At 34.3% G+C, this 21187-nt stretch carries 18 protein-coding genes and 4 tRNA genes; 1 reads left to right on the forward strand and 21 read right to left on the reverse strand.

Annotated elements, in window-relative coordinates:
- Positions 1–8: 8 nt before the first annotated feature.
- From rpoC to P0R33_RS08060, 18 genes are all read right to left on the reverse strand, one after another.
- Positions 9–4319 (reverse strand): DNA-directed RNA polymerase subunit beta', encoded by a 4311-nt coding sequence (gene rpoC, locus P0R33_RS07975; protein WP_276174944.1) that lies wholly within the window; start codon positions 4317–4319, stop codon positions 9–11.
- A 280-nt stretch (positions 4320–4599) separates the two neighbouring features.
- A complete protein-coding gene (gene rpoB / locus P0R33_RS07980; RefSeq protein WP_276174945.1) occupies positions 4600–8412 on the reverse strand; it encodes a DNA-directed RNA polymerase subunit beta in 3813 nt (1270 codons plus the stop codon).
- A gap of 264 nt (positions 8413–8676) precedes the next feature.
- Entirely contained in the window at positions 8677–9048 is a 372-nt protein-coding gene (gene rplL / locus P0R33_RS07985) for a 50S ribosomal protein L7/L12 (protein WP_276174946.1), read from the reverse strand.
- 94 nt (positions 9049–9142) lie between these two features.
- Positions 9143–9643, reverse strand: a complete 501-nt coding sequence (gene rplJ / locus P0R33_RS07990; RefSeq protein WP_276174947.1) for a 50S ribosomal protein L10 — start codon at positions 9641–9643, stop codon at positions 9143–9145.
- Between the two features lie 22 nt (positions 9644–9665).
- On the reverse strand, positions 9666–10355 hold the full coding sequence (rplA, locus tag P0R33_RS07995) for a 50S ribosomal protein L1 (protein WP_012024013.1): 690 nt from the start codon (positions 10353–10355) through the stop codon (positions 9666–9668).
- A 13-nt stretch (positions 10356–10368) separates the two neighbouring features.
- The gene (rplK, locus tag P0R33_RS08000; RefSeq protein ID WP_008466923.1) at positions 10369–10806 is read right to left on the reverse strand and encodes a 50S ribosomal protein L11; all 438 of its coding nucleotides are present in this window, start codon (positions 10804–10806) and stop codon (positions 10369–10371) included.
- 67 nt (positions 10807–10873) lie between these two features.
- On the reverse strand, positions 10874–11425 hold the full coding sequence (gene nusG / locus P0R33_RS08005; protein ID WP_008466925.1) for a transcription termination/antitermination protein NusG: 552 nt from the start codon (positions 11423–11425) through the stop codon (positions 10874–10876).
- Positions 11426–11435: 10 nt separating this feature from the next.
- Positions 11436–11633 (reverse strand): preprotein translocase subunit SecE, encoded by a 198-nt coding sequence (secE, locus tag P0R33_RS08010; RefSeq protein WP_008466927.1) that lies wholly within the window; start codon positions 11631–11633, stop codon positions 11436–11438.
- A gap of 18 nt (positions 11634–11651) precedes the next feature.
- A tRNA-Trp gene (locus P0R33_RS08015) sits at positions 11652–11722 on the reverse strand.
- Positions 11723–11778: 56 nt separating this feature from the next.
- Positions 11779–12966 carry an elongation factor Tu gene (gene tuf / locus P0R33_RS08020; RefSeq protein WP_026730432.1) on the reverse strand — a complete coding sequence of 396 codons (1188 nt, stop codon included), beginning with the start codon at positions 12964–12966 and terminating at the stop codon, positions 11779–11781.
- A gap of 55 nt (positions 12967–13021) precedes the next feature.
- A tRNA-Thr gene (locus P0R33_RS08025) sits at positions 13022–13093 on the reverse strand.
- Positions 13094–13175: 82 nt separating this feature from the next.
- Positions 13176–13256 (reverse strand) — tRNA-Tyr (locus P0R33_RS08030).
- Positions 13257–13313: 57 nt separating this feature from the next.
- Positions 13314–13387: transfer RNA gene (locus P0R33_RS08035), tRNA-Thr, on the reverse strand.
- Between the two features lie 90 nt (positions 13388–13477).
- Positions 13478–13780, reverse strand: a complete 303-nt coding sequence (gene raiA, locus P0R33_RS08040; RefSeq protein WP_276174948.1) for a ribosome-associated translation inhibitor RaiA — start codon at positions 13778–13780, stop codon at positions 13478–13480.
- Between the two features lie 33 nt (positions 13781–13813).
- Positions 13814–14707 (reverse strand): tyrosine-type recombinase/integrase, encoded by an 894-nt coding sequence (locus P0R33_RS08045; protein WP_276174949.1) that lies wholly within the window; start codon positions 14705–14707, stop codon positions 13814–13816.
- Between the two features lie 98 nt (positions 14708–14805).
- On the reverse strand, positions 14806–15000 hold the full coding sequence (gene rpsU, locus P0R33_RS08050) for a 30S ribosomal protein S21 (protein WP_115889621.1): 195 nt from the start codon (positions 14998–15000) through the stop codon (positions 14806–14808).
- A gap of 151 nt (positions 15001–15151) precedes the next feature.
- Positions 15152–16294: an acyl-CoA dehydrogenase family protein gene (locus tag P0R33_RS08055; RefSeq protein ID WP_276174950.1), complete on the reverse strand. Its 1143-nt coding sequence runs from the start codon at positions 16292–16294 to the stop codon at positions 15152–15154.
- 13 nt (positions 16295–16307) lie between these two features.
- Positions 16308–17195 carry a helix-hairpin-helix domain-containing protein gene (locus P0R33_RS08060; protein ID WP_276174951.1) on the reverse strand — a complete coding sequence of 296 codons (888 nt, stop codon included), beginning with the start codon at positions 17193–17195 and terminating at the stop codon, positions 16308–16310.
- Between the two features lie 276 nt (positions 17196–17471).
- Between P0R33_RS08060 and P0R33_RS08065 the strand changes: the two genes are divergently transcribed.
- A complete protein-coding gene (locus P0R33_RS08065; protein ID WP_276174952.1) occupies positions 17472–18947 on the forward strand; it encodes an amino acid permease in 1476 nt (491 codons plus the stop codon).
- 39 nt (positions 18948–18986) lie between these two features.
- Here P0R33_RS08065 and P0R33_RS08070 read toward each other — a convergent pair whose 3' ends face one another.
- The 3 genes from P0R33_RS08070 to P0R33_RS08080 form a co-directional block, all read right to left on the reverse strand.
- Positions 18987–19214 (reverse strand): PspC family transcriptional regulator, encoded by a 228-nt coding sequence (locus P0R33_RS08070; protein ID WP_066325008.1) that lies wholly within the window; start codon positions 19212–19214, stop codon positions 18987–18989.
- 72 nt (positions 19215–19286) lie between these two features.
- Positions 19287–20558: a DUF2851 family protein gene (locus P0R33_RS08075; protein WP_276174953.1), complete on the reverse strand. Its 1272-nt coding sequence runs from the start codon at positions 20556–20558 to the stop codon at positions 19287–19289.
- A gap of 73 nt (positions 20559–20631) precedes the next feature.
- Positions 20632–21114, reverse strand: coding sequence for a 3'-5' exonuclease (locus P0R33_RS08080; protein ID WP_276174954.1), 483 nt, complete (start codon positions 21112–21114; stop codon positions 20632–20634).
- Between the last annotated feature and the right edge of the window lie 73 nt (positions 21115–21187).

Genomic DNA, 21187 nt, shown 5'->3' on the forward strand with positions numbered 1-21187 from the left:
TTCCTAAATTAATAAATATATTCTTCTTTATTCGCCATCATTTCGTTGTAATCGTCTTTAGATCCTACGATTGTATTATCGTATTCTCTCATACCAGTTCCTGCAGGAATTCTGTGTCCAACAATTACATTTTCTTTTAATCCTTCTAGATCATCTACTTTACCAGCTACAGCAGCTTCGTTAAGTACTTTCGTTGTCTCCTGGAATGAAGCCGCAGAAATGAATGATTTAGTTTGTAACGAAGCTCTTGTAATACCTTGAAGAACTGGCGTTGCAGTTGCAGTAATTACATCTCTTGCTACAACAAGATTTTTATCTGTACGTTTCAATAATGAATTTTCATCACGCAATTCACGAGGTGTAATGATTTGACCTGGTTTTAACACTGAAGAATCTCCAGCATCTTCAACCACTTTCATACCATATAATTTATCGTTTTGAACAATAAAGTCTTTAGTATGAATTAATTGATCTTCTAAGAATAAAGTATCTCCTGGATCCTCAACTCTTACTTTACGCATCATTTGACGAATTACAACCTCAAAGTGCTTATCATTAATTTTTACCCCTTGTAAACGGTAAACCTCTTGAATTTCATTTACCAAATACTGTTGTACAGCAGCTGGACCTTGAATTCTTAAGATATCATCTGGTGTAATAGCACCATCAGACAATGGAACTCCCGCTCTTACGAAGTCATTTTCTTGTACTAAGATTTGGCTAGAAAGTTTAACTAAATACTTTTTAATCTCGCCAAATTTAGACTCGATAACGATCTCACGGTTACCTCTTTTAATTTTACCAAAAGAAACAACACCATCAATTTCAGATACAACTGCTGGGTTTGAAGGGTTACGAGCCTCAAGCAACTCGGTAATTCTTGGTAAACCTCCCGTGATATCGCCCGCTTTAGAAGAACGACGTGGGATTTTCACTAATACTTTACCTGCTTTAATTTTCTCACCATTTTCAACCATTAAGTGTGCACCTACTGGTAAGTTGTAAGAACGAATTAATTCACCTTCTTTACCGTAAACCAATAAAGTTGGGATTAATTTTTTGTTTCTAGCCTCAGAAATTACTTTTTCTTGGAAACCAGTCTGCTCATCGATCTCAACCATGAACGATTGTCCTTGCTCTAAATCCTCGTAAGCAATCTTACCAGTAAACTCAGAAACAATTACACCGTTATATGGATCCCATTTACAGATTACAGTTCCTTTAGCAACAGTATCTCCATCATTAACAAAAATACTAGATCCGTAAGGAATGTTATGCGTATTTAAAACAATTCCAGTTTTCTCGTCAACTAATTTCAACTCAGTTGAACGTGAAACTACGATATCAACAGAGTTTCCTTCTCCGTCTTCTCCTTTAACTGTTTTCAAATCTTCAATTTCAAGTCTACCTGCGAATCTTGTAACAATACTAGACTCTTCAGAGATACCTCCTGCAACCCCTCCAACGTGGAACGTACGAAGTGTTAACTGTGTACCTGGCTCTCCAATAGACTGAGCTGCAATAACTCCGACAGCTTCACCTCTTTGTGTCATTTTACCAGTAGCTAAGTTTCTACCGTAACATTTAGCACAAATACCTTTTAAAGCCTCACAAGTTAATGGAGATCTAACTTCTACTTTTTCAATTGGAGAAGCTTCGATAGTTCTCATAATTGCTTCAGTAATTTGTTGACCAGATTGAACCATTACTTCATTAGTAAGAGGATTAATAACGTCTTGCAATGCAACACGTCCTAAAATTCTCTCTCCTAAAGATTCAACGATTTCCTCATTTTTCTTCAATGCAGCAACTTCAACACCTCGTAAAGTTCCACAGTCTTCGATATTAACAATAACATCTTGAGAAACGTCATGAAGCCTTCTTGTCAAGTAACCAGCATCGGCCGTTTTAAGAGCCGTATCCGCAAGACCTTTACGAGCACCGTGAGTAGAAATGAAGTACTCAAGGATCGAAAGACCTTCCTTAAAGTTAGAAAGAATCGGGTTTTCAATAATCTCACCACCACCAGCAGTAGATTTTTTAGGCTTAGCCATCAAACCACGCATACCAGTTAACTGACGAATCTGTTCCTTAGAACCCCTCGCCCCAGAATCAAGCATCATATATACAGAGTTGAAACCTTGTTGGTCTTCTCTAATATTTTTCATTGCTAATTCTGTTAACTGAGCATTTGCTGAAGTCCATACGTCAATAACTTGGTTGTAACGCTCGTTATTCGTGATAAGACCCATGTTATAGTTAGTTGAGATACCTTCAACTTGCTCTCTAGCATCTGCAATTAACTTCGTTTTTTGTTCTGGGATTCTAATATCACCTAAAGAGAATGATAAACCTCCTCTAAATGCGAATTTATAACCCATATCTTTCATATTATCCAAGAAAGCTGCCGTTGTAGGTACATCAGTCACACTTAAAATATGTCCGATAATATCTCTAAGGTTTTTCTTAGTCAATACGTCATTGATATATCCAGCTGCTTCAGGTACTACTTCGTTAAATAATACACGTCCTGCAGTTGTTTGAATGATTTTGTACACTAATTCTCCAGCGTCATTAAAATCTTTTGCTCTAATTTTCACACGAGCATTCAATTCTAATCTTCCTTCGTTTAATGCAATGTTTACTTCTTCAGCAGAATAGAAAGTCAAATCCTGACCTAAAATAATGTGATCTTCTGTAGAAATACGTTCTTTGGTCATATAGTATAGACCCAAGACCATGTCCTGAGAAGGTACAGTAATTGGAGCACCATTTGCAGGGTTCAAGATATTGTGAGAAGCCAACATTAATAATTGTGCCTCTAAAATAGCCTCTGGTCCTAATGGTAAGTGAACCGCCATCTGGTCACCATCGAAATCGGCGTTGAATGCCGTACATACTAATGGGTGTAACTGGATCGCTTTTCCTTCAATTAATTTTGGCTGGAAAGCTTGAATACCAAGTCTGTGCAAAGTAGGAGCACGGTTCAGTAATACTGGGTGTCCTTTAATTACGTTTTCTAAGATATCCCAAACTACTGGCTCTTTTTTGTCAATGATTTTTTTAGCAGATTTTACTGTTTTTACAATACCTCTTTCAATCAATTTACGGATAACGAAAGGTTTGTATAATTCAGATGCCATATCTTTTGGCAATCCGCACTCATATAATTTTAACTCTGGACCAACAACAATTACCGAACGAGCAGAATAATCCACACGTTTACCAAGTAAGTTTTGACGGAAACGTCCTTGCTTACCTTTTAATGAGTCAGATAAAGATTTTAATGGTCTGTTAGATTCTGTTTTAACAGCAGAAGCTTTACGAGTGTTATCAAATAATGAATCTACAGATTCTTGTAACATACGTTTCTCGTTTCTTAAGATAACTTCTGGAGCTTTAATCTCCATTAATCTTTTCAAACGGTTGTTACGTATAATTACACGACGGTATAAGTCATTTAAATCTGAAGTTGCAAAACGACCTCCATCAAGTGGCACAAGAGGACGTAATTCTGGCGGGATAACTGGAACCACTTTCATGATCATCCATTCTGGACGGTTTTCGCGGTTTTCGTTAGACTCACGGAAAGACTCAACAACTTGTAATCTTTTTAAAGCTTCCGTTTTTCTTTGTTTAGAAGTCTCATTGTTAGCGCTGTGTCTTAATTCATAAGATAAAGCATCTAAGTCAATACGAGCCAATAAATCCATAATACACTCTGCTCCCATTTTGGCAACAAATTTATTTGGATCTAAATCATCTAAATATTGGTTTTCTTGTGGAAGAGTATCTAAAATGTTTAGGTATTCTTCTTCAGTTAAGAAATCTAATCTTTGTAAAGATTCTCCATCTGCATTTTTAGCGATACCTGCTTGGATTACCACGTATCTTTCGTAGTAAATGATCATATCTAATTTCTTAGATGGAAGACCAAGGATATAACCAATTTTGTTAGGAAGAGAACGGAAGTACCAGATATGAGCAATTGGCACAACAAGGTTGATGTGTCCTACTCTATCACGACGAACTTTTTTCTCAGTAACTTCAACACCACAACGGTCACAGATGATACCTTTGTAACGAATTCTTTTATACTTACCACAAGCACATTCGAAATCTTTTACTGGTCCGAAGATTCTTTCGCAGAAAAGTCCGTCACGCTCTGGTTTGTGAGTTCTATAGTTAATAGTTTCTGGCTTTAAAACCTCTCCTCTTGATTCTTTCAAGATAGATTCTGGTGAAGCCAATCCAATAGAGATTTTGTTAAATCTTTTTACTGGATTCTTATCTTTATTATTGTTTCTGTTATTCATCATAGTTTTTACTATTGATTTATTTGCAATTAAAAAATTGAATTTAGATTTATAATCTACTCTTTAAAAAATAAAGAGTTAATCATTCAGCTACTACCTCGGATTACTTCTCTAAACCTCAAACTCTTATTTGAAGTGCTAGTTATAAAATGACTTGCATTGTTATAAAAAATCGGAACGGGTTACGGGTATAAATCTTTAAAAACTTGTAACATTTAGTAACAGTCGAAGTCCCAGTTTTCAGTGCTAAACTGAATACTGAGACTGTAACTGAAAACTTTTATTATTCTTCCAAACGAAGATCTAAACCTAGACCTTTCAATTCGTGCATTAACACATTAAATGATTCTGGTAAACCTGGTTCTGGCATAGTTTCACCCTTAACGATAGCTTCGTAAGTTTTTGCTCTACCAATAACGTCATCAGACTTAACAGTTAAGATTTCACGTAGTGTACTAGAAGCTCCATAAGCCTCAAGTGCCCAAACCTCCATCTCTCCAAAACGCTGACCTCCAAATTGAGCTTTACCTCCAAGTGGTTGTTGCGTAATCAATGAGTATGGTCCGATAGAACGTGCGTGCATCTTATCATCAACCATGTGTCCTAATTTAAGCATGTAAATTACACCCACAGTTGCTTTTTGTGCAAAACGCTCTCCAGTTCCACCATCATAAAGATAGGTATGTCCGAAACGTGGTACGTTAGCCTCATCAGTCAAAGCATTGATTTCGTCTAGAGAAGCACCGTCGAAAATTGGAGTAGCAAATTTTCTACCCAAGTTCATACCAGCCCATCCAAGAACAGTCTCATAAATCTGACCAATGTTCATACGTGAAGGTACCCCAAGTGGATTCAATACGATATCTACTGGTGTTCCATCTTCTAAGAAAGGCATATCTTCATGACGAACGATTCTAGCAACAATACCTTTGTTACCGTGACGTCCTGCCATTTTATCACCCACTTTTAACTTACGTTTTTTAGCGATGTAGATTTTAGCCAATTTCAAGATTCCAGATGGTAATTCATCTCCAACTGTAATAGTGAATTTCTCTCTTCTTAAAGCTCCTTGTAAGTCGTTCAGCTTAATTTTATAGTTATGAATTAAATCATTAACCATTTTATTTGTAGCATCATCAGCAACCCATTGACCTTTGCTTAAGTGAGCAAAATCTTCTACTGCGTAAAGCATTTTTTGAGTATATTTTTTACCTTTTGGTAAAACTTCTTCACCCAAATCATTCATTACACCTTGAGATGTTTTTCCGTTAACGATCAAGAATAATTTCTCAACCAATCTGTCTTTTAATTCAACAAATTTAGTTTCGAATTCCATTTCTAAAGCGCCTAAAGCATCTTTATCCTGAGTACGTTTACGTTTATCTTTTACGGCTCTTGCAAATAATTTTTTGTCAAGAACTACACCATGTAAAGATGGAGAAGCTTTTAATGAAGCATCTTTTACATCACCTGCTTTATCCCCGAAGATTGCACGAAGCAATTTCTCCTCTGGAGTAGGATCTGATTCTCCTTTTGGTGTAATTTTTCCGATCAAAATGTCGCCAGGTTTAACCTCTGCTCCAATTCTAATCATACCGTTTTCATCTAAATCTTTAGTAGCCTCTTCAGAAACGTTAGGAATATCGTTTGTTAACTCTTCATTTCCTAACTTAGTATCTCTAACCTCTAATGAATAATCATCAACGTGGATAGAAGTAAAAATATCATCACGAACTACTTTCTCAGAAATTACAATCGCATCCTCGAAGTTGTACCCTTTCCATGGCATGAACGCTACTTTTAAGTTTCTACCTAAAGCTAATTCTCCATTTTGAGTAGCATATCCTTCTGATAATACTTGTCCAGGAATAACTCTGTCACCTTTTCTTACGATAGGTTTCAAGTTAATACTTGTACCCTGATTGGTTTTTCTAAATTTAATAAGGTTGTATGTTTTCTCATCAGCATCAAAACTAACCATTCTCTCGTCTTCCGTACGATCGTATTTAATAGTAATGATATTAGCATCAACATATTCAACAGTTCCATGCCCTTCAGCATTTATTAATACTCTTGAATCTGAAGCTACCTGACGCTCTAAACCTGTACCTACAATTGGTGCTTCAGGACGGATCAAAGGAACTGCCTGACGCATCATGTTTGATCCCATCAACGCACGGTTCGCATCATCATGCTCCAAGAAAGGAATCAAAGATGCAGAAATCGATGCAATCTGGTTAGGAGCAACGTCTGTATAATGAACTACATTTGGTTCAACAACTGGGAAGTCACCTTCCTCACGAGCAATTACATTGCTAGCTGTAATTTTACCAGTTTCATCCATTTCAATGTTTGCCTGAGCAATCATTTTACCTTCTTCTTCTTCAGCACTTAAGTAAATTGGAGTACTTTCTAAATCAACCACACCATTTGTTACTTTACGGTATGGAGTTTCAATGAATCCCATTCCGTTTACTTTTGCATAAACACCAAGAGATGAAATCAAACCAATGTTTGGTCCCTCAGGAGTTTCGATCGGACATAAACGACCATAGTGAGTATAGTGAACGTCACGAACCTCGAAACCAGCTCTCTCTCTCGAAAGTCCACCTGGTCCAAGTGCAGAAAGTCTTCTTTTGTGCGTAATCTCAGCTAATGGATTCGTTTGATCCATAAATTGAGATAATTGGTTAGTACCAAAGAAAGAGTTGATAACTGATGATAATGTTTTTGCATTAATCAAATCAATTGGTGTAAACACCTCGTTATCTCTAACGTTCATTCTCTCACGAATAGTTCTAGCCATACGTGCTAAACCAACACCGAATTGTTGAGACAATTGTTCGCCAACTGTTCTAACACGACGGTTTGATAAGTGATCAATATCATCAATCTCTGCTTTAGAGTTGATCAATTCGATCAAATATTTAACGATTGTAATAATATCCTCTTTAGTAAGCACTTGCTTATCCATAGGGATATCTAAATCTAATTTCTTGTTCATTCTGTAACGACCAACTTCACCTAAGTTATAACGTTGATCAGAGAAGAACAATTTATCTATAATACCACGAGCAGTTTCCTCATCAGGCGGTTCAGCATTACGCAACTGACGATAAATGTGCTCTACAGCTTCTTTTTCAGAGTTTGTTGGATCTTTTTGTAACGTGTTGTGGATAATAGCATAATCTGCTTGGTTATTATCCTCTTTGTGTAACAAAATAGATTTTACGTTAGAATCGATGATCTCTTCAACATTATCTTTGTCGATAATAGTGTCACGATCAAGGATGATTTCGTTACGTTCGATAGAAACTACTTCTCCAGTATCCTCATCTACGAAATCCTCGTGCCAAGTGTTCAAAACACGTGCAGCAAGTCTTCTTCCAATATATTTCTTAATACCAGTTTTAGAAACCTTAATTTCCTCAGCTAAGTCGAAAATTTCAAGGATATCCTTATCTCTTTCGAAACCGATAGCACGGAATAAAGTTGTTACAGGTAATTTCTTCTTTCTATCGATATAAGCGTACATAACGCTGTTGATATCAGTAGAGAATTCTATCCAAGATCCTTTAAAAGGAATTACTCTTGCAGAATAAAGTTTAGTTCCATTTGCGTGGAATGACTGTCCAAAGAAAACCCCTGGAGAACGGTGTAATTGAGATACTACAACACGCTCGGCACCATTAATAACAAAAGTACCACTAGGAGTCATGTAAGGAATTGTTCCAAGATAAACATCTTGTACAATTGTTTCAAAATCTTCGTGTTCTGGATCTGTACAGTAAAGTTTTAACCTTGCTTTTAAAGGCACACTATACGTAAGACCTCTCTCTATACATTCTTGAATTGTATAACGTGGTGGATCAACAAAATAATCTAGGAATTCCAATACAAAGTTGTTTCTTGTATCTGTAATTGGAAAGTTTTCCATGAAGGTATTGTATAACCCTTCGTTGCCTCTTTCGTCAGATTTCGTTTCTAATTGAAAGAAATCTTTAAAAGATTTAACCTGAACATCCAAGAAATCCGGATAGTCAGGGATATTTTTTGTAGAGGCAAAATTCAATCTTTCAGTCTGATTTGTTATCATCAATGGACAAAATTTTGATTAAAAAAAAGTAATTTTTTTGTGTAAGACACACTGTTTAATCTATACTTTCTTATTATAATCAATACATCTTTAAAAATAAACCAGTAAAGGGAGTTCTATTTTTTTTCTTCGTATTGATCAAAAACTTTTTCGTATTTTAAACTATTTGATAATAAAACTTGATATATTTTATTATACGAAAAATGGTTTAGACCCTTGGATGGTTACATCCAAGGTCTAAACCTAGTTCTAAACTGTGTTTTGTTATTTTAATTCAACAACAGCTCCAGCTTCTTCTAATGATTTTTTAAGACCTTCAGCCTCTTCTTTAGAAACACCTTCTTTAACAGTACTTGGAGCACCATCAACTACATCTTTAGCTTCTTTAAGACCTAAACCTGTAAGTTCTTTAACTAATTTTACAACAGCTAATTTAGAAGCACCAGCTTCTTTTAATACAACTGTAAATTCAGTTTGTGCTTCTTCAGCAGCACCATCTCCACCACCAGCAGCAACTACTACAGCTGCAGCAGCAGGCTCAATACCATACTCGTCTTTTAATATTGTTGCTAATTCGTTAACTTCTTTAACTGTTAAGTTAACTAATTGTTCTGCGAATTGTTTCAAATCTGCCATTTTTTCTATCGTTTAAAATGATTTTGTAAAAAATATAATTTATTTATTGTGCGCTAATTAAGCCACAAGGAAATTCCTTTCCTTGCATTCAAAATTACTCTGCTCCTTCTTCGCTTCCTGCGAATTTGTTTTGTAAAGCAGAAATAATTCTTTGAGCTGGAGATTGTAATAATCCAATGATTTCTCCGATAAGCTCTTCTTTAGATTTAATAGTAGCTAATGCATCTAATTGGTTATCCCCAATATATACTTCAGAATTGATGTAAGCTCCTTTTAAAACTGGTTTATCAGATTTCTTACGGAAATCTTTGATAATTTTTCCAGGTGCGTTAGCAACATCAGAAATAAAGATAGCACTGTTACCAGTTAAAACTGTAGGTAAATCACCATAATCATTAGAAGAAGCTTCCATTGCTTTTGCAAGCAAAGTGTTCTTTACAACCTCTAATTTGATACCTGCTTTAAAGCAAGCTCTACGTAAGCTTGAAGTTGTCTCTGCGTTTAAACCAGAAATATCAGATACATAAATGATATTTGTACCAGCTAACTGCGCAGTTAAATTTTCAATCGCGATTGATTTTTCTTCTCTAGTCATACTAAAAATTTTTAACTACCAATTATACTGCTTTTGGGTCTAATGCAATAGCAGGACTCATTGTGCTTGTAAGGTGAATACCTTTAATGTATGTACCTTTAGCAGCAGTTGGTTTAAGTTTTATTAATGTTTGAATAATTTCGTGTGCGTTGTCAACAATCTGCTCAGCTCCAAAAGAAACTTTACCGATTCCTGCGTGAACGATACCAGTTTTATCAACTTTAAAGTCAATTTTACCAGCTTTAACCTCTTGAACAGCTTTAGCAACATCCATAGTTACTGTACCTGTTTTAGGGTTTGGCATTAAACCTCTAGGTCCTAAAATACGACCTAATGGACCTAATTTACCCATAACAGCTGGCATAGTAATGATAACATCAACATCTGTCCAACCATCTTTAATTTTTTGTAAGTAATCATCAAGACCAACGTGATCTGCTCCAGCTTCTCTTGCTTCAGCTTCTTTATCTGGAGTAACCAATGCTAATACTTTAACATCCTTTCCTGTTCCGTGAGGTAAAGTTACCACACCTCTAACCATTTGATTCGCTTTTCTTGGATCTACACCCAAACGAACTGCGATATCAACAGACTCATCAAATTTTGCAGAAGCAACAACTTTCAATAATGCCGCAGCATCTTTTAGAGAGTATAATTTGTTCTTTTCAATTTTTGAAGCAGCCTCTTTTTGCTTTTTTGTTAATTTTGCCATGTCTTTTTCTTAATTAAAAAGGAGCATCTCCTGATACAGTTATACCCATAGATCTAGCTGTTCCAGCAACCATACTCATTGCTTTCTCAATTGTGAAAGCGTTTAAGTCTGGCATTTTGTCTTCAGCGATAGTTCTAATTTGTTCCCAAGTAACGCTAGCTACTTTTTTACGATTAGGCTCACCAGAACCAGATTTTAGCTTTGCAGCTTCCATTAACTGAACTGCTGCTGGAGGAGTCTTAACAACAAAATCAAATGATTTGTCTTTGTACACAGTGATTTGCACTGGACAAATTTTGCCAGGTTTATCCTGAGTTCTAGCATTAAATTGCTTACAAAACTCCATGATATTAACCCCAGCAGCTCCTAAAGCAGGTCCAACCGGTGGCGACGGGTTCGCAGCACCTCCCTTAACTTGTAGTTTAACTACCTTACTAATTTCTTTAGCCATTTTTAAAAAATTTAACACTGTAATCTATGGAAGCGATTACAATGGTTTATTATAGTGTAACAAAAAATTATACTTTTTCCACTTGCATAAAACTTAATTCTAATGGTGTCTTTCTTCCGAAAATCTTAACCATAACTTCAAGTTTACGCTTCTCTTCATTGATTTTTTCAACAGAACCATTAAATCCATTGAAAGGTCCATCAATAACCTTAACCGTTTCTCCAACACTAAATGGAATTGAACGAGTATCTGTATTTACAGCTAGCTCATCAACCTTACCTAGCATACGATTAACCTCTGAAAGTCTTAAAGGAACAGGTTCTCCACCTTTAGTTTCTCCTAAAAATCCAATAACACTAGTAATTGACTTAATAATATGAGGGATCTCACCAACTAAGTTAGCTTCAATCATAACATATCCAGGAAAGTAAACTTTATCCTTAGATGATTTTTTCCCATCTTTTACAGTAACTACTTTTTCAGTAGGAACCAAAACCTGAGAAACATAATCCTCCATACCTAATCTCGCAATCTCAGTCTCGATATAAGCTTTCACTTTATTCTCTTGACCGCTAACTGCTCTAACTACGTACCATTTTTTCACATTATTATCTGCCATCACAAAAAAATTATCCTTTTAACCAGTTAAAAAATCCAGCCAAAGCTTTTGCAAAAAATTCGTCTACTCCCCAAGTTGCCAAAGCGAATAAAATCGAAAATACAGCCACAACAATTGTCAATTTCTGTACTTCAGCCCAAGCTGGCCAAGTAACATTTGACTTTAACTCTTCGAAAGCCTCTGATAAATAATTAGTAACTTTTGTCATTTGATATATTTTTTATTGCACGGGCGGAGGGATTCGAACCCCCATCAACGGTTTTGGAGACCGCTATTCTACCCTTGAACTACGCCCGTAATTAAAGCCAGTGATTAAAAAAATAATCACTGGCTTTTTTATTTATTTAATAGAATTACTCTACGATTTCAGTAACCTGACCAGCACCAACTGTTCTACCACCTTCACGGATAGCGAAACGTAAACCTACGTTCATAGCGATTGGACTTAATAAAGCAACCTCAATAGTTAAGTTATCACCTGGCATTACCATCTCTACACCTGCTGGTAAAGAAATAACTCCTGTTACGTCAGTTGTACGTACGTAGAACTGTGGACGGTAGTTATTGTGGAATGGAGTGTGACGTCCACCTTCTTCTTTTTTCAAGATATAAACCTCAGCTTTGAATTTAGCGTGTGGTTTTACTGAACCTGGCTTAATAATAACCATACCTCTTTTGATATCAGCTTTATCAATACCTCTTAACAATAAACCTACGTTATCTCCAGCTTCACCTCTGTCAAGGATTTTACGGAACATCTCAACTCCTGTAATAGTAGAAGTTAATTTTTCAGCTCCCATACCAATGATTTCAACAGGATCTCCAGTGTTAGCAACTCCAGTTTCGATACGACCTGTAGCAACAGTTCCACGACCTGTAATTGTAAATACGTCCTCAACTGGCATCAAGAATGGTTTAGCAACGTCACGTACTGGCTCTTCGATCCAAGCATCAACAGCTTCCATTAATTCGATAATTTTAGGTACCCAGTTTGGATCATTGTTTAATCCTCCTAAAGCAGAACCTTGAACAACAGGACCATTATCTCCATCATATTCGTAGAAAGATAATAAATCTCTAATTTCCATTTCAACAAGCTCTAACAACTCAGCATCATCAACCATATCCACTTTGTTCATGAAAACAACGATTCTTGGAATACCAACCTGACGACCTAAAAGGATGTGCTCACGAGTTTGTGGCATTGGACCATCTGTAGCAGCAACTACTAAGATAGCACCGTCCATCTGAGCAGCACCAGTAACCATGTTCTTTACGTAATCCGCGTGACCTGGACAGTCAACGTGAGCGTAGTGACGGTTAGCAGTTTCGTACTCTACGTGTGATGTATTAATAGTAATACCTCTTTCTTTCTCCTCTGGAGCGTTATCGATTTGATCAAACGATTTTGCTTGACAGTAACCAGCATCTGACAATACTTTTGTAATTGCAGCAGTTAATGTAGTTTTTCCGTGATCTACGTGTCCAATTGTACCTATGTTTAAGTGCGGTTTGGAACGATTAAAATTCTCCTTTGCCATTTTACTTAATTTTTAATCTTAGTTATATATTAATTTTCAATTTCCTACTTACTTGAGCCAATGTCGGGATTTGAACCCGAGACCTCTTCCTTACCAAGGAAGCACTCTACCCCTGAGCTACACCGGCAGAGAGTTCTAATTTCAGGCTTTTGAATTCAGATTTTCAGATTAACAAATCTAAAACCCTAAACCTCAACCTCTTTTTTTTGTGGGGAGAGCAGGATTCGAACCTGCGAAGTTCACACAGCAGATTTACAGTCTGCCCTCGTTGGCCGCTTGAGTATCTCCCCTAGTTTAAATTCTCATTATTTTAATGAACAAATTCAAATCGCATTTGAATTATTTTGAGCCGATAGAGGGACTCGAACCCACGACCTGCTGATTACAAATCAGCTGCTCTAGCCAGCTGAGCTACATCGGCGAATGCAATAAAAAAGTCCGCTATTTCTAACGGACTGCAAATGTAGCTATTTTATCTTTTAATCAAAACATTTTTTAAAAAAAATTTCAATTAAATGTGCGCTCTTATTTTTTCTTTCCTTTTTATAAGTAAACGTTCTAATGATTCTGCCGAAAGCTCAACCGCCTCTTCAAATGTCTTACACTGTTTTTTTACCAAAAAATCATCACCAGGAACATTAATCTTAATCTCCACCGCCTTATTTTCCTTATCACTCGTTCTTTCAACTTTCAAAAAAACATCTGACGAAACTACACGGTCGTAGTATTTCTCCAACTTATCCATTCTTTCCTGAATAAAATCGACCAATTTTCTGTCAACAGTAAAGTTAACTGCATGAACATCTACCTTCATAATAAAAATTTTAGGATTAACATTTTAGAATTATTATTTATTCCGAGGATGCGCACCTATATATACCTTTTTAAGTTCTGCCAAACTATTATGAGTATAAACTTGTGTAGATGCCAAACTAGAATGCCCTAATAACTCCTTAACTGAATTCAAATCTGCCCCATTATTTAACAGGTGAGTTGCAAAAGTATGACGAAGCACGTGCGGACTTTTTTTCACCTTTTCTGAGACTCTACTAAAGTATGAATTTATTAAACGATAAACAAAAGATTCGCTCAATTTTAACCCTTTTTTCGAAACAAAAAAATAATCCGAATCAACACCACTTTCTAAATCATCTCGCTTTTTTATATAAGAATTAATTTGAGAAACTATAATCGGCAGAATAGGAACAAGACGCTCTTTATTTCTTTTTCCCAAAACCTTTACCAAACCTGCAGAACAATCTACATTTTTCAACTCCAAATTAATCAATTCCGCACGACGCATTCCTGTCATATAAAACATTTCGACAATCAATTTATCTCTCACCTCTTCAAAACCGACAGGATTATCAATCTGCCCTAACAATTCTTTTACTTCTTTTTCAGAAAAAGGCACCTGAACCACTTTTGGCGTTTTTAAAGATTTATGCTTCAACATCGGACTTACCTCAATTTGTTTTGATTTTAAAAGAAATTTATAAAAAGCCTTCAATGAAGCCATTTTTCGATTAACCGAAACATTGGAAATACCTTGATCAACCAATAAAACAATCCAACTTCTTATCTGACTATAATTAACCAAATCAATGCTTTCTTGACCAAATTCTTCTTGAACAAAAAACTCAAAAGCAGTTAAATCCCCCAAATATGCATCAACAGTGTGTGAAGAATATTTTTTCTCCAACAACAGGTAATCACAAAAAGCCTCTTTATTCGTTTTCATAGAAAAATAATATACCTCAAATTTAAGCATAAAAAAACCGTTAGAATCAAAATTAAAACATTTTGATCACTAACGGTTACATTACTAAAAAGCTAATATTAACTTTCTAAACTATCTCTCAAGCCTTGAATGTAAGCAGCTTTTTGAATTTGTGCTCTTTTGATAACAGATGGCTTAATAAAAGCAGTACGTGCTCTTAATTGACGAACAGTTCCTGTTTTATCAAATTTTCTTTTATAGCGCTTTAATGCTCTATCGATATTTTCTCCGTCTTTAATTGGTATAATTAACATAATATAGACACCTCCTCTCGTTAAGGCTGCAAATGTAGAAATTAATTATTAATTATGAATTATAAATTACAAATTATTTTTATCGAAAATATTAAGACATAAAAACTAGATACACTTTATTACAACTTATAAGTTGCGCTTTTTACAAAATCTAATCTTTGAGTAAATTTCTAGAGATAACTAATTTCTGAATTTCGGTAGTTCCCTCTCCAATCGTACACAATTTAGAATCTCTATAAAACTTTTCAACCGGAAAATCTTTAGTATAACCGTACCCGCCATGAATTTGAACTGCATCATTTGCAATTTTCACACAGGCTTCAGAAGCATACATTTTTGCCATTGCACCAGATGTTGTCACAGGTTTATGTTGTTGTTTCAAAAATGCCGCTTTGTGCAACAACAATTCAGAAGCTTCAATTTCTGTTGCCATATCAGCTAATTTAAATGAAATTCCTTGAAAACTACTGATAGGCTGCCCAAACTGATGTCTTTCTTTTGAATATTTAAGCGCCGCTTCATAAGCTCCTTTTGCAATTCCTAGCGACAAAGCTCCAATAGAAATTCTTCCTCCATCTAAGATTTTCATTGCTTGAACAAAACCTTGACCAATCTCACCTAATCTATTTTCGTCAGGAATACGGCAATTATCAAAAACCAATTCGGCCGTTTCACTAGCCCTCATTCCTAATTTATTTTCTTTTTTACCTGATGAAAAACCCGGCATCCCTTTTTCAAACACAAAAGCAGTCATTCCTTTAGAATCTCCTTTTTCACCAGTTCGAACTACAACAACAGCAATATCGCCCGAAATAGCGTGCGTAATAAAATTTTTTGCTCCGTTTACTACCCAATAATCTCCATCTTTTACTGCTGTTGTATTCATACCGCCAGCATCAGAACCTGTATTATGCTCAGTTAATCCCCAAGCACCTAAATGTTCTGCTGTAGCTAATTTTGGAAGCCATTTTTTTTTCTGTTCTTCGTTTCCAAAAGTTAAAATATGATTGGTACACAAAGAATTATGAGCAGCAACAGATAAGCCTATTGAAGGATCTACTTTTGAAATTTCTTCTATAACTGTAACATATTCATGATAACCCAAACCTGAGCCACCATATTCTTCTGGCACCAGAACACCCATAAAACCCATTTCGCCAAGTTGCTTAAATAAAGGAACTGGAAATATTTGTGCCTCATCCCATTCCATTATATAAGGTTTGATGTTTTTTTCTGCAAAGTCTTTTATCGACTGAGCTATCATTAGTTGTGTTTCGTTGTAATCAAAGTTCATGAGTTGGTTTCTTTTAGAACTCCAAATATAAACTAATTATTTTTGCTTTTTCTACAGGAAAATCTTTAATTTTTGCTAAATCCTCAATATTATCAAAATTTCCATTCATGCTTCTATACGTAACAATCTGTTTTGCTAAAGCATATTTGAAATAGAAAAATTGCGACAATTCTTTTAAAGACGCTTCATTAACTTTTATTTTCTTTAGCGATGGCGGAATTACAACTTTAAAATGACTATTTAATTCACTTATAACTTCTGGAGAAAGTCCCCAAATATCTTTCATTTGTTCCATCGACACAAAACAGCCAAGAATTTCTTTTTGCCTTAATATTCTTCCAGACAATCCTTCTCCAATTCCGTACAATTTCATTAAATCTTCTTGACTGGCTTGATTAATATCTAATATTTCCAGCTTTTCTTTCTTTGGAAAATCATTTTTTGCAAAATCAATCTGCCTAGATTTTAAACCAACTTTTTGTTGTGTCCAATTCGGAAATTTAAATAGAGGAGCAATTTTATTCAATAATGAGTCCGAAATGCCTGTAACTTTTTGAAACTCATCTGCCGAGTTTACATATTTATTTTCTTTACGAAATGCCATTAATCGATCAATCTCTTCAACAGTCATTCCGAGTTTATAACCTTTATAATCAGAAATAAAATTTGGATTAAACAGATAATTGGTCGTTTTCTTATTTTCATCATCCAATTTCTCTCTATCAATTTCCAACTGATAAGCCAGCCAATTGTCCTTATTGGAGTCTTTTACATCTAAAACCTCAAAATCAGACAATAAATAAAAAAACTGTAATCCGATCATTATGGCAAAGAGAATAAAAACACCTATTTGCTGTTGTTTTGAAAAATGAAAATATCTGCTGAAATACTTGAAATTCATGACACAAAATAAACTTTAAATTTAAAGTAAATTAAAAAAGAAAGAAAAAACTTTCAAATATATTGATAATATTAGTAAGAAAAGTAGTTTTTAAAAAATTATTGAATGTTTTACAAATAAGCAATTAATTTAATGAATGTCAACCTTTAAAGAAATATTCTTAAGAGTACTGTAAAAAAAATAAAGTTTTTATAACTTAAAACATGATAAATGTTTTTATTTTTTACAAAAAACAATACATTTGGCACTTAATAACAAATAAACCAATAAAATAGTATGTCAATTTGGAGAGTTAAACCAATATCTGCCTTTGAGGCTGATATGAAAAAAAGTGATTTAAAGAGAGTCCTAGGAAAATGGAGCCTTACTGCCATTGGTGTTGGTGCCATTATCGGTGGAGGAATTTTTGTTCTTACAGGTACTGGGGCTTATTATCATGCAGGTCCAGCATTAGCAATTTCGTTTATTATTGCAGGTATTGCCTGTGTATTTGCAGCTCTCTGCTATTCTGAATTTGCTTCTATTTTGCCTGTTGAAGGATCTGCTTACGCATATGCTTACGGTACAATTGGAGAAGTTTTTGCCTGGATAATTGGATGGGGATTAATTCTTGAATACGCAATGGGTTCTATGACCGTCGCCGTTTCTTGGTCCGGATACTTTAACAAATTACTCAAAATATTTCACATTCACCTTCCTGATTGGCTAACTACAGATCCAGCAAGCTATACTGGAGAAGGTTTTTCTATGAATCTTCCAGCTTTCTTGATTGTTCTTTTAGTTATTTCATTGCTTATTAAAGGAACAAAAAGCGCTGCTAAAGCAAATAACGCAATTGTTATTCTTAAAGTATCTGCTGTAATCTTTGTAATTATTGCTGGTCTTTTCTTTATCAATACAGCAAACTGGAGTCCGTTTATTCCTGAAGCAACTCAAATCATTGAAAAAGAAACTACTCACAATGCTTACGGAATTGGAGGAATTATCTCTGGAGCTGCAGCTATTTTCTTTGCTTATGTTGGTTTCGATGCCGTTTCTACACAAGCTGGAGAAGCCATTAATCCTAAAAAAGATGTTCCTTTTGCAATTATCGCTTCTTTATTAATTTGTACTACTTTATATATTCTTGTTTCTTTAGTATTAACAGGAATGATGAATTACCAAGACTTCAATCCACTAGGAAAATATCCTGAAGCCATCAAAGCTCCTGTTGCTTATGCATTTGATATTGCAGGACAAGGCTGGGCTGGTTCTATTATTACCGTTGCTGCAACTATTGGTTTGGTTTCAGTATTAATGGTAATGATTATGGGACAATCTAGAATTTTTCTTGGAATGTCTAAAGATGGTTTAATTCCACAAGTTTTCTCTAAAGTAAACCCTATTTCTGGAACTCCAAAAACTAACTTAATGATTCTTGGAGCTATTATAGCAACAGTTGCTGCTTTTACACCAATCAACAAATTGGCTGACATGACCAGTTTTGGTACTTTGTTTGCCTTTACAATGGTTTGTATTGCTGTTTGGATTTTAAGAGTAAAACAACCAGGATTAACCAGAACATTTAAAGTTCCTGCTTTACCAATTATTGCAGTATTAGGAATTGCAATTAATTCTTATTTAATTTTTAATTTAAGTAAAGATGCGCAGTTATTATCTTTTGGATGGCTTATTCTTGGTATAATTGTATACTTTGGATATAGCAAGAAAAGATCTAAACTTAACAATCCTACAGAAGAAGAACAAATATAACTTCATAAAAAAGCTCCAAATTTAGATTTGGAGCTTTTTTTATAAATCAAATACTGAAGTTCTTTTTGAGCGAATTAAATCTTTTAATCTAATCCAGAATGCGAGAGTAAGATAAACGCCAAATCCTAAACCAACTGTAACAAAAGAAATGTAAATAAAAAATAATCTCACATTCGTCACACGCATTCCAAGCTTATCTGCTAACCTTGAAGAAACATGAAAACCGTATTTTTCAAAAAAGAATTTGAGTTTTAAAATAGCTGACATAGTTTAATTGCAGATTTTAGATTTTAGATTTTTAGATTCCTGACTTATCAGGATTACAAAAGTACAAATTATCTAATTATTTTTAAGCAATTCTAATCCAATAGCGCATTTTAAGCAAGCCTTTCGTTCGCAATATTCATTTTTAAGTTCAAGCAGCGCTTGGCTTTCAAATGCCGATTGAGACTTTATCCCAAACAAATTAAATTTATCAATAATTGCGTTTTTTTCCGAAACTACTTCATTCATAAAATCGATTAAATCTTCATCTATAGAATCTCCCATAATATTTGAATAAGCAAATTGAAGCGGAATTATGGTATTTATAATCACTAAATCTATAAATGATTTCGACAATAGTTTTGATTTTTTGGGACTTTCTTTGTCAAACTGATAATGATTTTGCCAATACAAGCTTGAAGATACATTTAGTAATTCATAAACCTTTTTAACTGATTTTAAATCGATTATTTTGGAAAATAAATTTTGATGTTTATGATACAAACTCGCCAATTGAGAAAGTCGAATTGTTGGAAAATTATCTGGACGAAGTTTAAAAAATTGAAGCGGATTTATATAAGTTCTTTCCAATTGATATTTATGAAGTAGATAGAAATATCGAAACTTCAAATCTTTAAAATAAACATCTTCTTTTTCTACATCCAACAAACCAACAGTTCCAAAAAGTAATGCTTCTAAATTTTCGTATTCAAAACTTTCTTTTCTTATAACAGAAAAAGGGATTGCTTTCGCAATTTGCAAAAAAGAATTCCCATTTGTATTTAATCCAAAATTCTTTAATAAAAGAGAAAACAAAACTGCCTCCCAATCCTGATTTGTTTCTTCCACTAATTGATAAATGAAAGCCGATTTACGCTCTAATCTTTCAAAAAACAGCCTTTCCTGCCAGTTTTTAAAAATAAAATCATCAATATCTTTTATTTGTTTTTCACAAGAAATCCATGTTTTAGGAGAAATTAGCGCATTGTAGTTTTCGATTACTTCTTTAGAAACATAATCTTTAAGAACTAAAACTGGAATCTCTGTATTGTTTTTTCTATAAATTGGCGTATCATTTTCCCAAACTACATGAAGAATTACATTTTCATAAGCAGTATCTTTTTCGTGATTGTGGAGATACCAATCCGATGATTTTAAATGGATTTCAACATTACCAGCCCATTTTTGATTTTCGATTATTATAAGAGCATTGAAAAAATCAGGGCCAGAAAGTTCCAAATAATCACCTGTTTTAACAATTGTAATTAATTCATTTTGTGCGGTTTTCAAATTCAAGGTATCAAACTTCTTGAATTTCCAGAGATAATGAAGAAAATCTTCTTTCATTTTTAGATTTTAAAGTATTTTTAAAAATCTAAAAATAACAAAAAATTACTATTATTCTTACAAATAAATTTATTTATCGAAGCATATAAAGTTTCGCACAAGCACGAGCATCAGACAAAGCTTCGTGATGATTAAGCTGAATTTTCATTTCTCGGCAACAGTCACTTAATTTTGTCGGTTTAATTCCTTTTGCTTTATAAATTTTCACTGTACATTCCCATTTTGGAGCAATGTTCAAATCTTCATAATTTAAACCATGAAGCAGCATTGTTTTCATCAAAACATTTCGGTCAAAACTTTCGTTATGAGCTACAACAACTCGATTTTTTAACCTCTTTTCTATTTCAGGATAGATTTGAAAAAAAGATTTTGCATTGATAGTATCTTTCGGATAAATACCATGAACACGAATTGTAAATGGATTATACTCATTATTTGGAGGTTTAATTAAAGACACAAACTCATCTACTATTACTCCATTTTGAACTGTAACAATTCCAACTGAACACGGATGATGTCCCGTTGCTGTTTCAAAATCAATTGCTGTAAAATTCATTTTATATTTTTAAAAGAAAAATCCATAAATCTAATAGAAGTACAATCAGATTTATGGATTAATTTATTTGTAA

This window comes from Flavobacterium sp. YJ01 (assembly GCF_029320955.1).
Lineage (GTDB): Bacteria > Bacteroidota > Bacteroidia > Flavobacteriales > Flavobacteriaceae > Flavobacterium.

Bases quoted from the DNA above. Each gene is read 5' to 3' on its own strand.
- secE (WP_008466927.1), bottom strand. From the start codon at position 11,633: ATGACAAAAGTTACTAATTATTTATCAGAGGCTTTCGAAGAGTTAAAG.
- P0R33_RS08060 (WP_276174951.1), bottom strand. From the start codon at position 17,195: ATGAATTTCAAGTATTTCAGCAGATATTTTCATTTTTCAAAACAACAG.
- P0R33_RS08070 (WP_066325008.1), bottom strand. From the start codon at position 19,214: ATGTCAGCTATTTTAAAACTCAAATTCTTTTTTGAAAAATACGGTTTT.
- P0R33_RS08065 (WP_276174952.1), top strand. From the start codon at position 17,472: ATGTCAATTTGGAGAGTTAAACCAATATCTGCCTTTGAGGCTGATATG.
- rplL (WP_276174946.1), bottom strand. From the start codon at position 9,048: ATGGCAGATTTGAAACAATTCGCAGAACAATTAGTTAACTTAACAGTT.
- rplK (WP_008466923.1), bottom strand. From the start codon at position 10,806: ATGGCTAAAGAAATTAGTAAGGTAGTTAAACTACAAGTTAAGGGAGGT.
- P0R33_RS08045 (WP_276174949.1), bottom strand. From the start codon at position 14,707: ATGAAAACGAATAAAGAGGCTTTTTGTGATTACCTGTTGTTGGAGAAA.
- tuf (WP_026730432.1), bottom strand. From the start codon at position 12,966: ATGGCAAAGGAGAATTTTAATCGTTCCAAACCGCACTTAAACATAGGT.
- rpoB (WP_276174945.1), bottom strand. From the start codon at position 8,412: ATGATAACAAATCAGACTGAAAGATTGAATTTTGCCTCTACAAAAAAT.
- P0R33_RS08075 (WP_276174953.1), bottom strand. From the start codon at position 20,558: ATGAAAGAAGATTTTCTTCATTATCTCTGGAAATTCAAGAAGTTTGAT.
- P0R33_RS08055 (WP_276174950.1), bottom strand. From the start codon at position 16,294: ATGAACTTTGATTACAACGAAACACAACTAATGATAGCTCAGTCGATA.
- rpsU (WP_115889621.1), bottom strand. From the start codon at position 15,000: ATGTTAATTATACCAATTAAAGACGGAGAAAATATCGATAGAGCATTA.
- rplA (WP_012024013.1), bottom strand. From the start codon at position 10,355: ATGGCAAAATTAACAAAAAAGCAAAAAGAGGCTGCTTCAAAAATTGAA.
- rplJ (WP_276174947.1), bottom strand. From the start codon at position 9,643: ATGACTAGAGAAGAAAAATCAATCGCGATTGAAAATTTAACTGCGCAG.
- nusG (WP_008466925.1), bottom strand. From the start codon at position 11,425: ATGGCAGATAATAATGTGAAAAAATGGTACGTAGTTAGAGCAGTTAGC.
- rpoC (WP_276174944.1), bottom strand. From the start codon at position 4,319: ATGATGAATAACAGAAACAATAATAAAGATAAGAATCCAGTAAAAAGA.
- raiA (WP_276174948.1), bottom strand. From the start codon at position 13,780: ATGAAGGTAGATGTTCATGCAGTTAACTTTACTGTTGACAGAAAATTG.
- P0R33_RS08080 (WP_276174954.1), bottom strand. From the start codon at position 21,114: ATGAATTTTACAGCAATTGATTTTGAAACAGCAACGGGACATCATCCG.